Annotated in this window: 13 protein-coding genes; 7 read left to right on the top strand and 6 right to left on the bottom strand. The window is 65.7% G+C overall.

The window, feature by feature from the left end; all coding sequences use genetic code 11:
* Positions 1–954: 5-aminolevulinate synthase (hemA, locus tag ACQKLX_RS29455; RefSeq protein WP_427365111.1), on the bottom strand; the 954-nt coding region annotated here is incomplete at its 3' end.
* A gap of 207 nt (positions 955–1161) precedes the next feature.
* On the opposite strand from hemA, the gene ACQKLX_RS29450 reads away from it, so the two are divergent.
* Complete coding sequence (locus ACQKLX_RS29450) at positions 1162–2793, top strand: HAL/PAL/TAL family ammonia-lyase (protein WP_427365110.1); 1632 nt, start codon at positions 1162–1164, stop codon at positions 2791–2793.
* Between the two features lie 187 nt (positions 2794–2980).
* Here the strand turns inward: ACQKLX_RS29450 and ACQKLX_RS29445 are convergent, their stop codons facing one another.
* The 3 genes from ACQKLX_RS29445 to rpsO all read right to left on the bottom strand — a co-directional run bounded on the left by ACQKLX_RS29445 (position 2981) and on the right by rpsO (position 6464).
* Positions 2981–3613: a pyridoxamine 5'-phosphate oxidase family protein gene (locus ACQKLX_RS29445; protein WP_427365109.1), complete on the bottom strand. Its 633-nt coding sequence runs from the start codon at positions 3611–3613 to the stop codon at positions 2981–2983.
* A gap of 129 nt (positions 3614–3742) precedes the next feature.
* A complete protein-coding gene (pnp, locus tag ACQKLX_RS29440; RefSeq protein ID WP_427365108.1) occupies positions 3743–5914 on the bottom strand; it encodes a polyribonucleotide nucleotidyltransferase in 2172 nt (723 codons plus the stop codon).
* Between the two features lie 280 nt (positions 5915–6194).
* Entirely contained in the window at positions 6195–6464 is a 270-nt protein-coding gene (rpsO, locus tag ACQKLX_RS29435; RefSeq protein WP_092163299.1) for a 30S ribosomal protein S15, read from the bottom strand.
* Positions 6465–6761: 297 nt separating this feature from the next.
* Here rpsO and ACQKLX_RS29430 point away from each other — a divergent pair, with 297 nt between their 5' ends.
* The 4 genes from ACQKLX_RS29430 to ligD all read left to right on the top strand — a co-directional run bounded on the left by ACQKLX_RS29430 (position 6762) and on the right by ligD (position 11638).
* Positions 6762–7853, top strand: coding sequence for a helix-turn-helix transcriptional regulator (locus ACQKLX_RS29430; protein WP_427365107.1), 1092 nt, complete (start codon positions 6762–6764; stop codon positions 7851–7853).
* A gap of 99 nt (positions 7854–7952) precedes the next feature.
* Complete coding sequence (locus ACQKLX_RS29425; RefSeq protein ID WP_427365106.1) at positions 7953–8195, top strand: hypothetical protein; 243 nt, start codon at positions 7953–7955, stop codon at positions 8193–8195.
* Entirely contained in the window at positions 8195–9073 is an 879-nt protein-coding gene (gene ku, locus ACQKLX_RS29420) for a non-homologous end joining protein Ku (RefSeq protein WP_427365105.1), read from the top strand. Before ACQKLX_RS29425 ends, ku begins: the two co-directional genes overlap by 1 nt.
* A gap of 18 nt (positions 9074–9091) precedes the next feature.
* Positions 9092–11638 carry a DNA ligase D gene (gene ligD, locus ACQKLX_RS29415; RefSeq protein WP_427365104.1) on the top strand — a complete coding sequence of 849 codons (2547 nt, stop codon included), beginning with the start codon at positions 9092–9094 and terminating at the stop codon, positions 11636–11638.
* Here ligD and ACQKLX_RS29410 read toward each other — a convergent pair whose 3' ends face one another.
* On the bottom strand, positions 11639–12010 hold the full coding sequence (locus ACQKLX_RS29410; RefSeq protein WP_427365103.1) for a winged helix-turn-helix transcriptional regulator: 372 nt from the start codon (positions 12008–12010) through the stop codon (positions 11639–11641).
* A gap of 117 nt (positions 12011–12127) precedes the next feature.
* Between ACQKLX_RS29410 and ACQKLX_RS29405 the strand changes: the two genes are divergently transcribed.
* On the top strand, positions 12128–12739 hold the full coding sequence (locus tag ACQKLX_RS29405; protein WP_427365102.1) for an NAD(P)-dependent oxidoreductase: 612 nt from the start codon (positions 12128–12130) through the stop codon (positions 12737–12739).
* A 37-nt stretch (positions 12740–12776) separates the two neighbouring features.
* On the opposite strand, the gene ACQKLX_RS29400 is transcribed toward ACQKLX_RS29405, so the two are convergent.
* Entirely contained in the window at positions 12777–13163 is a 387-nt protein-coding gene (locus tag ACQKLX_RS29400) for an Atu4866 domain-containing protein (RefSeq protein WP_427365101.1), read from the bottom strand.
* Positions 13164–13450: 287 nt separating this feature from the next.
* Here ACQKLX_RS29400 and ACQKLX_RS29395 point away from each other — a divergent pair, with 287 nt between their 5' ends.
* The gene (locus tag ACQKLX_RS29395) at positions 13451–14350 is read left to right on the top strand and encodes an AraC family transcriptional regulator (RefSeq protein ID WP_427365100.1); all 900 of its coding nucleotides are present in this window, start codon (positions 13451–13453) and stop codon (positions 14348–14350) included.
* Positions 14351–14490 lie beyond the last annotated feature (140 nt).

Genomic DNA, 14490 nt, shown 5'->3' with positions numbered 1-14490 from the left:
GGCCTGGTCGAGCTGGCCGCGCAGCTTGCGGACCCGGTCCTGCTGGCCCTCACGCTCGGCCGAGCTGACCTTGAGATGCCGGATCGCCGCGAGCGCGCCGGCGGCGAGCGTCGGCGGCAGCGAGCTCGAGAAGATGAAGCCCGAGGCGAAGCTGCGGATGAAGTCGCACAAGGCCGCCGAGCCGGTGACATAGCCGCCCATCACGCCGAAGGATTTGGCCAGCGTACCCTCGATCAGGTCGAGCCGGTGTGCGAGGCCGTCGCGCTCGCTGACGCCGCCGCCGCGCGGTCCGTAGAGCCCGACGGCATGGACCTCGTCGATATAGGTCATCGCGCCGAACTCCTCGGCGAGATCGCAGAATTCCGCGACCGGGGCGATGTCGCCATCCATCGAATAGACCGACTCGAAGGCGATCAGCTTCGGCCGGCTCGGGTCGATGCTCGCGAGCTTGCGGCGCAGGTCCTGCGCGTCGTTATGGGCGAAGATCAGCTTTTCGGAGCGCGAATGCCGGATGCCCTCGATCATCGAGGCATGGTTGGCCGCATCGGTCAGCACCACGCAGCCGGGAATGCGCGCGGCCAGGGTCGAGAGCGAGGCCCAGTTCGACATGTAGCCGGAGTTGAACAGCAGCGCCGCCTCCTTGCCGTGCAGGTCGGCGAGCTCGCGCTCCAGCAGGACGTGGTAGTGGTTGGTCCCGGCGATGTTGCGGGTGCCGCCGGCGCCGGCGCCGCAGCTGTCGAGCGCCTCGCGCATCGCGGCGAGCACGGCAGGGTGCTGACCCATGCCGAGATAATCGTTCGAGCACCAGACGGTGACCTCGCGCGGACCGTCCGGGCCGTGGAAGGCGGCGCGGGGAAAGCGGCCGGCGCGGCGCTCGAGATCGGCAAAGACGCGATAGCGGCCTTCGGCCTTGAGACCGTCGAGCTCGCTGCGGAAAAAGGCTTCGAAATCCATGAGTGACGCTCCTGGCGGCACCTTTGAGGGATTCCAGGCGCGGGGTAAAGGCGCGCCGATGTCGCGCCGCAGCAGGCCGCGGCGGCATGATCCTAGCGCAGGCTGCGCCGGAGCGTGCAAGGTGCTTTTCGTTTCCGGGCGGGAATGGCCCTTTCCCTTTGGCACGATGGGCCGTTAGATCGTCGGCAAAGCTGACGAGGACAGGCCATGGCGGTAACGATCGACGGACGGACCCTGAAGGGCAAGCAGGTGCTGCGCGTGGCCCGGCCCGGCGCCTCCGGCCGCTATGAGAAGGCGACGCTGGCCAAGTCCGCGCGCGACGCGATCGCGGCGACGCGCGCCCATATCGACGCCAATTTCATGAACGACGAGGCCCCGTTCATGTACTCCTTCAACACCGGCGTCGGCCTGTTCAAGGACCAGCGCGTGCTGATGTCGGAGATGACCGAATATCAGCGCAAGAGCGTCTATGCCCACGCCACCGGCATCGGCGAGCCCTTCCCGGAGGATGTGACGCGCGCCACCATGCTGCTGCGCGCCAATGCCTTCGCCTCGAACTATTCCGGCCCGCAGGTCGCCCTGGTTGAACGCCTGCTCGCCTGCCTCAATGCCGGCATCCATCCGGTGATCCCGCAGAAGGGCTCGGTCGGCGCCTCCGGCGATCTTGCCCCGCTCGCCCATATGTCGGCGGCGGTCTGCGGCTTCGAGGAGGGCGAAGCCGTCTACAAGGGCAAGCGGATGAAGGCCCGCGAAGCCCTGGCCAAGGCCGGGCTGGAGCCCGATTTCAAGCTCGGCGCCAAGGATGCGTCGGCCCTGATCAACGGCTCGACCGTGTCGCTGGCGCTCGGCGTGCTCGCGACCGAGGACGCCAAGCGCCTGATCAAGGCTGCCGATATCGGCCTTGCGCTCTCGCTCGAAGCCATGCGCGGGGAGCTCGCCGCCTTCGATCCGCGCGTCCATGCCGCCCGCCCGCATCCCGGCCAGGCCCTGGTCGCCCGCAACCTCGTCAAGATCACGCAAGGCTCGAAGCGCTGCTCGGCCTCGGCCCGCGAGACGATCTACCCCGACGAGATCGGCCGCACGCCGGGCAAGCCGCCGGCGCCGCGGGTCCAGGACGTCTATTCCTTGCGTTGCGCCCCGCAGGTGCATGGCCCGGCCCGCGAGGCGCTCGACTATGTCAGCCGCATCATCGCGACCGAGACCAATTCGGCGACCGACAACCCGCTGATCTTCCCCGAGGATGACGGCTACCGTGTCATCTCCGGCGGCCATTTCCACGGCCAGTATGTCGCGCAGGCGATGGACCTGCTCGCCATCGCAATGACCGATCTCGGCTCGATCTGCGAGCGTCGCCTCGCCCGCCTGGTCGATCCGACCTTGAGCTACGGCCTGCCGCGCAACCTGCTTGCCGGCAAGCGCGGCCTCAACACCGGCTTTGCCACCGTTCAGTGCTCGATGTCGGCGCTGGTGATGGAGAACCGCACGCTCTCCTCGCCGGGTTCGGTCGATTCGATCCCAGGCAAGTCCAATGCGGAAGACCATGTCTCGAACTCGACCTGGTGCGGCCGCAAGGCGCGCACGGTGGTCGAGAACGTCGAGATGATCATCGCCGCCGAGATCCTGATGGCCTGCCAGGCGCTCTCGCTGATCGCCGAGACGGCCAAGGCCCATCCACTCGGCAAGGGCACGCAGGCGGCGCTGGACGCCCTGCGCGAGACGATTCCGCCGGCGCTCGACGGCGACCGCTGGTACGCCACCGAGATGAACCAGGCGACGGCGCTTATCCGCTCGGGTGCTATCGTCGAGGCGGTCGAGGCGGTGGTGGGCGGGTTGGAGTAAGGCTCTGGAGAACCCCTCTCCTGGAAGGAGAGGGGCAGGGGAGAGGTGTTCGGACTGGAAACGTTGGCCTGAACCCAACCGCGCGGTCAGGCTGCGCGGAGCTGGTCGAACGGCCTACACCTCACCCTACCTTCTCCTTACAGGAGAGGGTTCCCGCGCTCTTATGGTCGCGGTCGAGGAAGCCTGCTCAGTACAGCGTCGCCTTGACCCGTTCCGGCAGTGCCTTGTCATAGGCCTCGCCATCGAACGCCTCCACGGCTGCCCGCGCCGAGATCTCACGCAGGATCGTGCCGGCGCTGGGCAGGGAGCGTTTGTCGACCAGCGCCGCCGGGTTCCAGAGATCGGCGCGCACCACCGCCCGCGAGCACTGGAAGTAGGCGGCCTCGACGGTGACGACGATCACGCAGGCCGGCAGCTTGCCCGCCATCTCGAAGCGCGCGCACAGCTCCGGATCGGTCGAGAGCACGGCTGTGCCGTTCACGCGCAGCGTTTCGCCGTAACCGGGGATCAGAAAGAGCATTCCGACTCGATTGTCGGACAGAAGATTCTTCAGTGAATCCAGACGGTTATTGCCTCTTCGGTCCGGAATCAGCAGCGTTTTCGCGTCGCTGACCGCAACGAAGCCCGGCAAATCCCCGCGCGGCGAGCAATCCAGCCCGTCCGGACCGTTGGTCGCGAGCACGAAAAACGGCGAGGCCGCGATCAGCGCGCCGTAGTTGGCGTCGATGTGATCGATCTCCTTGAGGACGGAAGCCGGCGCGACCGGGTTCGGATAGAGCGTGGCGAGCTGGTCGAGCGACGTGATCTGATGCGCGGTCATGCTAGCCTCCGAAAGCAATAAGTCTAGACTATTCGACTTCGCTGCAGCGCACCAGAGGGCGGCCAAAAGGAAAACGCCCCGCACCTTTCGATGCGGGGCGTCTGATTCACGTGAAACGCTGATCGCGTATCAATCGTCGGCGTTCTGGCGCTCGCGGGACTTCTCGGCCTCGCGCTCGGCCTTCAGCTTCTCGGTGATGTCCTCGCCGGTGGCCTGGTCGACCACCTTCATCGACAGGCGCACCTTGCCGCGCTCGTCCATGCCGAGGAACTTGACCTTGACCTTGTCGCCTTCCTTGACGACGTCCTGCACCTTCTGGACCCGCCGCGGGGCGAGCTCGGAGATGTGGACGAGGCCGTCCTTGGCGCCGAAGAAGTTCACGAAGGCGCCGAACTCCATGACCTTGACGACGGAGCCGTCATAGATCTGGCCGGCTTCCGGCTCGGAGACGATCGACTTGATCCACTTGATCGCCGCTTCGATCGACTTGCCGTCGGCCGAGGCGATCTTGATGGTGCCGTCGTCCTCGATGTTGACCTTGGCGCCGGTCTTCTCGACGATCTCGCGGATCACCTTGCCGCCCGAACCGATGACTTCGCGGATCTTGTCGACCGGGATCTTCATCGTCTCGATGCGCGGCGCATACTCGCCGAGCTGGCTGCGCGAGGCCGAGAGGGCCTTGCTCATCTCGCCGAGGATGTGCTCGCGACCGCCCTTGGCCTGGCCAAGGGCGACCTTCATGATCTCCTCGGTGATGCCGGCGATCTTGATGTCCATCTGCAGCGAGGTGATGCCCGCAGCGGTGCCGGCCACCTTGAAGTCCATGTCGCCGAGATGGTCCTCGTCGCCGAGGATGTCGGAGAGCACCGCGAAGCGCTCACCCTCGAGGATCAGGCCCATGGCGATGCCGGCGACCGGCGACTTCAGCGGAACGCCCGCATCCATCAGCGCCAGCGAGGTGCCGCAGACGGTGGCCATCGAGGAGGAACCGTTCGACTCGGTGATCTCCGAGACGACGCGGATCGTGTAGGGGAACTCCGACTTCGCCGGGAGCATCGGGCGAATGGCGCGCCAGGCGAGCTTGCCATGGCCGATTTCGCGGCGGCCGGGCGAACCCATGCGGCCGGTCTCGCCGACCGAATAGGGCGGGAAGTTGTAGTGCAGCAGGAAGGTTTCCTTGTAGGTGCCTTCCAGCGAGTCGATGAACTGCTCGTCATCGCCGGTGCCGAGCGTGGTCACGACCAGCGCCTGGGTCTCGCCGCGGGTGAACAGCGAGGAGCCGTGGGTGCGCGGCAGGATACCCGCTTCCGCCACGATCTTGCGGACGGTCTTGACGTCGCGGCCGTCGATGCGGACGCCGTCGTCGAGGATGGTCCAGCGCACGACCTTGGCCTGGGCTTCCTTGAACTGGCCGCCGACCTGCTCCTTCGTGAAGGTGGTCTTGCCGTCCGGCTCGGCCGAGACCAGCGCCTGGACCTTGGCCTTGGCGGCGTCGAGAGCCTTGTAGCGCTCGGCCTTGGTGGTGATCTTGTAGGCGGCGCGCAGGTCGGCATCGACCAGCTTGAGCACGGCGTCGAGCACGACCGAGTTGTCGGCCGGGGTGTAGTCGCGCGGCTCCTTGGCGGCCTTCTCGGCCAGGCGGATGATCGCGTCGATCACCGGCTGGAAGTGCTTGTGGCCGAACATCACGGCGCCGAGCATGATTTCCTCGGAGAGCTCCTTGGCCTCCGACTCGACCATCAGGACGGCGTCCTGGGTGCCGGCGACGACGAGGTCGAGCTGCGATTCCTTGACCTCTTCGATCAGCGGATTGAGCTTGTAGGCGCCGTCGATATAGCCGACGCGGGCAGCGCCGACCGGGCCCATGAAAGGCACGCCCGAGAGCGTCAGAGCGGCGGAGGCGGCGACCATCGCGACGATGTCGGGGTCGTTCTCGAGGTCATGCTGCAGGACGGTGACGACCACCTGGGTGTCGTTCTTGTAGCCTTCGGCGAAGAGCGGGCGAATCGGCCGGTCGATCAGGCGGGAGACCAGCGTCTCCTTCTCGGTCGGGCGTCCCTCGCGCTTGAAATAACCGCCCGGGATACGGCCGGCGGCGAAGGTCTTTTCCTGGTAGTTCACGGTCAGCGGGAAGAAGTCGAAGCCCGGCTTCGGCTCCTTGGCCGAGACGATGGTCGCGAGCACGACGGTCTCGCCATAGGTGGCGAGCACGGCGCCGTCGGCCTGGCGGGCGATCTTGCCGGTTTCGAGTACGAGCTTGCGCCCGCCCCAGATCAGCTCTTCGGTCTGTACATCGAACATAGGATTTTCTTTCGGTCGGATGCGATCCGTCCGGCGTCGATCGTGCCCATGGGCAAGACGGCTAAACGTCCGGGAGGTGCTCGCAGGAAGCGCGCCCGGGCGCTTGGCGATCCTGCCATGGACGTCACTGACGCCGGCGGATCATGCGGGAACCGCCCCATGCGGTTGCCGCATTGAAGGGGGAACGTCGCCTCATTGCGGCGTTCCCGGAGCGAGGCCGTAGCTGGCCCCTAGTAGAACCGCCCGGAGCAGCGAGGCACCGGGCGGGAATTCGGTTCGATCAGCGGCGGATGCCGAGCTTCTCGATCAGGGTCTTGTAGCGCGCTTCTTCCTTGCCCTTCAGGTAGTCGAGCAGGGAGCGGCGCTGCGAGACCAGCTTGAGCAGGCCGCGACGCGAATGGTTGTCCTTGGTGTGGGACTTGAAGTGGCCGGTCAGGTTGTTGATGCGCTCGGTGAGGATCGCGACCTGGACTTCCGGCGAGCCGGTGTCGTTCGGCTTGGTGGCGTGTTCCTTGATGAGCGCGTTTTTGCGCTCGGCAGTGATCGACATCGTGATGTCCTTTGGTTGGGTGTTGATCTGGCGGGCCAGGCCGGGATGTCGTCCAGCAAGGTCCGAAGCCCGCATCCGCCTCATCGCGGAAGGGATGCGCAGCCGGCCATCGGGCCGGTTGCCCGGGCATATACACGAAATCTGGCGAAACGCTAGGGTGCTGCGTTGCAGCACGAGCGGGCTGCGGAGGGCGCGTCCGGGACTGAAACGGCGTCATTCGTCGCCGCGAACCGTCTGCGACCTCTTGGCGTGCTGCTGTATGGTAGCGTGCGAACGTACCGGGACGCGCGCAGACCCATGACCGACACCAACGATGTGCTTGACCGCATCTATGAAGCAGCCGTGCTGCCGCAGTTTTGGCCTGATGCGCTGTCGCGCGTGAATCAGTTGAGTAGTGTCGATGGTGGTGCGCTGTTCGTGGCCTCGGACCAGGTCGTCAGATGGACGGCTACCCCGACCTTTTCCGAGACGGTAGCCGCCTTCATCGATGAGGGACACATGCCGGGAAACGCCCGGAACAGTCGCGCGCTCGCCTTGAGGCATGCCGGGTTCGTCACCGACCAGGAACTGTTCACGCTCGAAGAGCTCGACCGCGAGCCCTTGTTCGCCGAATTCCTTCGCCCGAGAGGCTGGGGCTGGGCCGCCGGGACGGTCATCCTGATGCCGACCGGCGAAGTCTTGACCTTCCATTTCGAGAACCAGTTTCAGCGGGGTCCCGTCGACCATCGCTCCGTGGGACTTCTCGATGAGCTTCGCCCGCATCTGGCGCGATCGGCTTTGCTGAGCTGCCGCCTGCAGCTCGAAAAGCTCCAGGCGTCCCTGTCAGGCATTGAGATGCTGGGTTATCCGGCTGCGGTATTGGGCGGGGGCGGGCGCGTCCTCGCTGTCAGTTCCGGCTTCGACAAACTCAATTCGGTCGTCGTCGCGAAGGCGCATGGCCGGTTCGCCCTTCGAAACGCGAGCGCGAACGGACTCGTTCAGCAGGCATTGGAGCAGATCAGGAGCGGTCATCGTAGCCCTCGCTCGATTGCGGTGACGGGCAGCGATGAACACCCGCCCTTCATCTTCCATGTGATCCCGATCCGTCGCAATGCTCATGACCTGTTCCTTGGCTCCGAGGCTTTCCTGGTGGCGACGCCGGTCGGGCGCCCGAAGGCACCCCCCTTCGAAGTTCTCAACGCACTGTTTGATCTGACGCCCGGGGAAGCGCGCGTCACACGCCTCCTGACATCGGGCCTGAGCACGGCCGAGATTGCCAAGGCGAGCAAGCTATCGGTCGAGACGGTCAGGGCGTATATCAAGTCGGTCCTGCGAAAATCCGGCATGAACCGGCAGGCCGAGCTTGTCGGATTCCTCTCCGGCCTCGGCGGCTTCGGTGATCCAGCCTAAGCCATTCCGCTCATGGCGCTGGTCCCGTCGGCGGACCCTGGCGGAACCAGTGGCCCGGCCCGCAGTTGAACCCTGACAGATGTCAGTCCGGGTGCCGTCATGCGTACCATGCCCAAGGATCGCCTCATCGCCGCGCTCGGCGCCCAGCTCCGGGCCGAGCGCGAGACCCGTGACGCGCTTGCCGAGGTGATCGCCAACGGCCAGCTCGACCGCGAGGTGCTGCTGGCGATCCTCTCCGATCCCGTACCGGTCGTGACCCGCGACGAGATCGTCCGGGCCGAGGCCTGGCTGCGCGAGTTGCCGCCGGCCTTTCCGGCCCGGCCCAAGCTGAGGGCGGCCTGATGGCGCCCCGGCCGGCCTGGAAGGGCTATCTCAAGCTCTCGCTGGTCTCCTGCGCGGTCGAGTTGACCTCGGCGACCGACCATAGCGAGAAGGTCTCCTTCCGCGTCATAAACCGCAAGACCGGCAACACCGTCCGCCGGCAATATATCGACAGTGTCAGCGGCAAGCCGGTCGATACCGACGACGAGGTCAAGGGCTACGAGATCGGCGGCGACGAGTACCTGCTGATCGAGGAGGACGAGATCGACGCGGTCCAGATCGAGAGTTCGCACACGCTCTCGATCGAGCAATTCGTCGACCGCGCCGCGATCCCGCAGATCTATTTCGACCAGCCCTATTATCTCAGCCCGTCCGACGAGGTCTCGGAGGAGGCTTTTGCCGTGATCCGCGAGGCGATGGCGAAGCAGAAGAAGGCCGGCATCGCCCGCATCGTGCTCTATCGCCGCGAGCGTCCGGTGATGATCGAGCCCTTCGACAAGGGCCTGCTGCTGACCACGCTGCGCTACGACAAGACCGTGCGCCAGCCGGCCGAGGTCTTCGACGGGCTGCGCAAGGGCAAACTCGACGAGGAACTGGTCGATCTCGCCACCCATATCATAGACAAGAAGCAGGCGAAGTTCGATCCGAGCGGCTTCGAGGACCGCTATGAAGAGGCACTGCTCGAGCTGATCGCGGCCAAGCGCAAGGGCAAGAAACCACCGGTGGCCAAGCCCGCCGAGCGTCCGTCCAACGTCGTCAACCTGTTCGAGGCCCTGAAGAAGAGCCTCGGCGAGGAGAGTGGTTCGTCCAGCAAAGCGCCCGCTCGCGGCAAGAAGGCATCGAGTGCCCGCAAGCCGACGAAAAAGCCCGCTGCCGGCAAGGCCAAAAAGAGCGCCTGACGCGCGTCGGAGGGCGCCATGGCCAATCTCGACCTCTATCGCTCAAAGCGTGACTTCTCCCGTACCCGCGAACCTAAAGGCGCTGCCGGCCGCCGCAAGGCTGCCCGGAGCGGCGGCGCCTTCGTGATCCACAAGCACGCCGCGCGCCGGCTCCATTACGATCTCAGGCTGGAGCATGACGGCGTGCTCTGGTCCTGGGCAGTGACGCGGGGCCCTAGCCTCGATCCCGGCGAGAAACGTCTTGCGGTTCATGTCGAGGACCATCCGCTCGAATACGGCTCCTTCGAAGGCACGATTCCTGAAGGCGAATACGGCGCCGGCTCGGTCGTCGTCTGGGACGAAGGCAAGTGGATCCCGGAAAGCGATCCCGTCCGCGGCATGGAGAAGGGCCATCTCGCCTTCTTGCTCGAAGGTCACAAGCTCGGCGGCCGCTGGCATCTGGTCAGGCTCAAGCCGCGCCGCGGTGAGAAACGCGACAACTGGCTGCTGATCAAGGTCGACGACGACTTTGCCCGCGACGACGAGGACATCCTGGAGACCGCGCCGGACTCGGTGAAATCCGGCCGCAGCGTCGAGGAGGTCGGCGAGGATCCCGCTGGCGACGTCTGGTCGACCGACGAGAAGCCCGCGAAGGGTCGTCTGGCCAAGGCTGCCAAGTCGATAACCTCCAAGTCGACAGCTGCGAAGGCCAGGCCGGCCCGCCACTCGCAGAAAACAGAAGCCGAGCCGCTACCCCGCTTCGTCGAGCCCTGCCTTGCGACCTTGCAGGACAAGCCCCCGGCCGGTGATGCCTGGCTGCACGAGGTCAAGTTCGACGGCTATCGGCTGCAGGCGAGGATCTCCGCCGGAAAGGTCAAGCTGCTCACCCGCACCGGCCTCGACTGGACCGAGCGCTTCGGCGAGCGAATCGCCGATGCGCTCGCGGCACTCCCTTGCGAGACGGCGCTGATCGACGGTGAGGTCGTGGCGCTCGGCGAGAACGGCATCTCCTCCTTTTCCGCGCTTCAGGCCGCTTTGTCGGAGGGGAAGACTGCGAACCTCGTCTTCTTCGCCTTCGACCTGCTCCATCTCGATGGCGCAAATCTGCAGTCCGAGCCGCTGCTCGCCCGCAAGGAGCAGCTGGAAGAACTTCTCAAGGCCGCCGACTTGGATTCGCCGCTGCGCTATTCCGAGCACTTCATCGAGCCGGGCCAGACCATGCTGCGCCATGCCTGCCGCATGGGGCTGGAGGGCGTGATCTCGAAGCGCGCCGAGGCGCCCTATCGCAGCGGCCGCGGACGCGATTGGATCAAGTCGAAATGCACGCAGCGCCAGGAATTCGTCATCGCGGGCTATGTGCCGTCGAAGGCCTCGCGCAATCAGCTCGGCTCGCTCGTCCTCGGCTATCATGAGGACGGTGAGCTGAAGCCCGCCGGCCGCGTCGGCACGGGTTTCACCCGCAATTCGGCTGCTACGCTGAAGAAAAAGCTCGAAGCCATCGCCGCGAAAGCCTCGCCTTTCAGCGGCGACGCTGGGCGCGAGCGTGGTATCGTCTGGGTCAAGCCCGAGCTCGTCGCCGAGATCGCGTTCGGCTCTTGGACGGCCTCGAAGACCCTGCGACACTCGTCCTTCCTCGGCCTGCGCGAGGACAAGCCGGCTGAAGAGGTAATCGAGGAGAAGCCGGTCAAGGCGGAAGCGAAGACAGCGCGGCCTGCGACGAAAAGCAGGCGCAAGGCCGGGCCGGAGACCACCGTGACGCTCAGCAATCCCGACAAGCCGCTCTGGCCCGACATCGGTTTCACCAAGCAGGGGCTGCTCGACTATTACACCAGCGTCTGGGAGCGCATGGCGCCCTTCGTGGTCGAGCGGCCCTTGAGCCTGTTGCGGGCGCCCGATGGCGTCGGTGGCCAGGTCTTCTTCCAGAAGCATGCCGGCGCCGGCCTGCACAAATCCGTCTCGCGGATGAAGGATGAGGATGGTGAGGAGCTGCTTTTCATCCGCGACTTCGATGGGCTAGCCGCGCTGGTGCAGCTCGGCACGGTCGAAGTCCATGTCTGGGGCGCAAAAGTCGATGCGATCGAGACACCCGACCAGGTCATCTTCGATCTCGACCCCGACCAAGGCGTGCCGATGGAGCGCGTGCGCGAGGCGGCGCTCACCGTGCGCCAGCGCCTCGACGAGCTCGGTTTCGAGAGCTTCCTCAAGACCTCCGGCGGCAAGGGCTTCCATGTCGTGCTGCCGCTGAAGCCGAAAGCGGATTGGGACGAGGTCAAGGGTTTTGCCCGCGACTTCGCCAAGGCGATGGAGCAGGCCGAGCCAAAACTCTATACCGCGACCTTGTCGAAGAAAGCGCGCAAGGGCCGCATCTTCATCGACTATCTCCGCAACGGCCGTGGCTCGACCGCGATCGCGCCGTTCTCGACGCGGGCCCGCCCGGGCGCTGCAGTCGCCATGCCGGTTGCCTGGGAGCTGCTGGAGAAGGGTCTGGCGCCCGATGCCTTCAAGGCTCCCGAGGTGATGAAGAATGGCCCGCCGGACGGTGTCTGGGCCGGCTTCTTCAAGCCGAAGCGAGCGCTGAAGCGCTGATCAGGCGGCGACCTCGCCCCGGTCGTATTGGCGCTGGGCTTCCTCGACCTCGCCGATATGAGCCTCCGCCCATTGCGTCAGTGCCGCGACCGTGCCGGCGAGCGTGCGGCCCAGGGGCGTCAGCGAATACTCGACTGTGACCGGGACGGTCGGGAAGGCGCGGCGCGAGATCAGCCCGTCGCGCTCCAGGCTCTTCAGCGTTTGCGATAGCATCTTCTGCGAGATGGAATCGATCCGCCGGCGCAATTCGTTGAAGCGCAATGTCTCCTGCTCCAGCAGGATCAGCACCAGCACCGCCCATTTGTCACCGATGCGGTCGAGCACCTGCCGAGTCGGGCAACGGGCATTGAACGGGTCGGGGCGGTGGAGCATGGCGGTTTCCGGCAGGTGACCTTGTGGCGTGAAAGTGCCTTCTTGAGAGAAAATCGCATGACTGCCATCTGGTGTCCATTGGGATGTAGGTTCCCAGAAGATACCAGGAAGATCACCATGAAGATTGCACTCATCGGCGCCACCGGCTTCATCGGCTCGCGCCTGCTCGCCGAACTCACCAGCCGTGGCCATCAGGTCACCGCCATCGTCCGCAATCCCGAGAAAGTGCCGCAGGGCGCCGGCGTCAGCGCGAAGAAAGGCGATGTCTACGACAAGGACGGGCTCGCTGTCCTGCTCACCGGCCATGATGCGGTCATCAGCGCTGTGCACTACACCGCCAGCGATCCGGCGGTTCTGCTTGCGGCAGTGAAGCAGTCCGGCGTGAAGCGCTATCTCGTCGTCGGCGGCGCCGGCAGCCTCGAGGTTGCGCCCGGCGTCAAGCTGTTCGACACCAAGGAATTCCCGGCGATCTATCTCGATGAGGCCAGGAAGGGTGGTGCCTATCTCGACCTGCTGAAGGGCGAGATAGGCCTCGACTGGACTTTCCTTTCGCCCTCCGCCCTGATCGAGCCGGGCGAGCGCACCGGAAAATTCCGTCTCGGCAAGGATCAGCTCCTGGTCGATGGCAACGGCCAGAGCCGGATCTCGGCCGAGGACTACGCCGTCGCTTTGGTCGATGAACTGGAAAAGTCGGCGCATTCGCGCCAGCGTTTCACGGTCGGTTATTGAGGCGGGGCACAAGGCCCCGCCTCGACTCTGTGGGTCTTTACCGGTCGGATCGGATCAATCCGACCGGATCCAGCTGCAGGGTGCGGCGGAAGCGCTTCTCGCCGAACGCGAGCTGGCCGCGGCGAAGTTCGCCGCTCCAGACATGGCCAGCGTCGCTCTCGAAATAGAGCTGCGACGCATCGACCTCGTAGCGGCCGCCATGACCGGCCGCCTGGTCGCGCTGCTTGCCGAACCGGCCATTGGGCCGAAGATCGAGCCGGGTGGCCCCGTCCTCGCTGACCCAGCGGCCGAGCACGGCGCGCTCGGCCTTGCTCAGTGGCTGGAAGGCTTCGAGATCGATCTCGAGCGGGCGGATCGGCCGCTTGGCCGGAGCGATGATCGACGCGATCGCGCCGAGCGACTGGAAGACCTGGCTGAAGGGCATGATGATCTCCTTTCGTTCAGGTTGTGGGGCGGTGCTGATAGCGCCGCGTTTGACAGGAATATGTCAGTAGCAACCGGCTCAGGGCGCCAGGGCGATCAGCCTCTGGGTCCGTTGGTCGACAACGCTGCCGGTATGCTCGGACAATGCACTGGCGGGGCCCGGGAGCGGTAGACCGATCCGCCGCGATCATTGCCTGATCCTCCAGCGTCTCGGCCCAATGCTCGCAAAACCCCGGTGCTTCCTTATATGAAAGTCCGAAGCGGGGGCTGCTCGCAAAGGAGATCCGCATGCGCCAGGTCGAGGAACTCGCCGCGCTGATCGCGCGCTTCGCGCCGACCGACGGCGTCCATGAGACAGCGGTCCCGCGCTTGAAGGTGGTCCGCCTGTCGCAGCCGAGCGAGCCGATGCACGGCCTGCACGAGCCGGCGCTCTGCATCATCGCCCAAGGCGCCAAGCAGGTCATCCTGGGTGACCAGATCTATCGTTACGATGCCGCGCACTGCCTCGTCGTCTCGCTCGACCTGCCTGTGATAGGCCAGGTGATCGAGGCGACGCCCGATAAGCCCTATCTCTGCGTCAAACTCGAGCTCGACCCGGCTGCGATCGGCGCGCTGATGCTTGAAACCGCGCCGTCAGCAGAGCGTGAAGCGGCGCCGGGGCCGGGCTTGGTGGTCAGTACGCTGACACCGGCCTTGCGCGATGCCGTGATCAGGCTGACCGGCCTGCTGGCCTCACCCGCTGACATCCCGGTACTCGCGCCGCTGGTCGAGCGCGAAATCCTCTATCGCCTGCTGATCAGCGAACAGGCGGCACGCTTGCGCCAGATCGCGGTGGCCGAGAGCAAGCTGCAGCAGGTGAACCGCGCCATCGGCTGGATCAAGCGCAATTACCGCAAGCCGTTCAGTGTCGAGATCGTCGCGGCGGAGGCGCGGATGAGCCCTTCGGCGCTGCATCTGCACTTCAAGGCTGTGACGGCGATGAGCCCGCTGCAGTACCAGAAACAATTGCGGCTGCAGGAGGCGCGCCGGTTGATCCTGGCCAATGCACGCGACGCGGCGTCTGCCGGGTTCGAGGTCGGCTATGAGAGCCCGTCGCAGTTCAGCCGGGAGTACAGCCGCCTGTTCGGCGCGCCGCCGCTACGCGATGTCGCCCGGTTGCGTGGCGGCGAGGCGTCGTTCGGCGGCTGACGCTGCCTCTTTCGCTCAGAACTCTTCCCATCCGGCATCGTCTGTGCGTCCGTTTGCGGTCTTGCGGGCTGGCGCGACCTTGCTCTGGGCGAAGGCGGCCTCGGCGAGCTGGCGCAGGCGCTCCGGCTCGGAATCGCGAC

Source organism: Allobosea sp. NPDC003192 (assembly GCF_050275675.1).
In the GTDB taxonomy this organism is placed as follows: Bacteria; Pseudomonadota; Alphaproteobacteria; order Rhizobiales; family Beijerinckiaceae; genus Allobosea.
The sequence above is the reverse complement of the archived record's forward strand: the minus strand, read 5'-3'. Positions and strand labels throughout refer to the sequence as shown.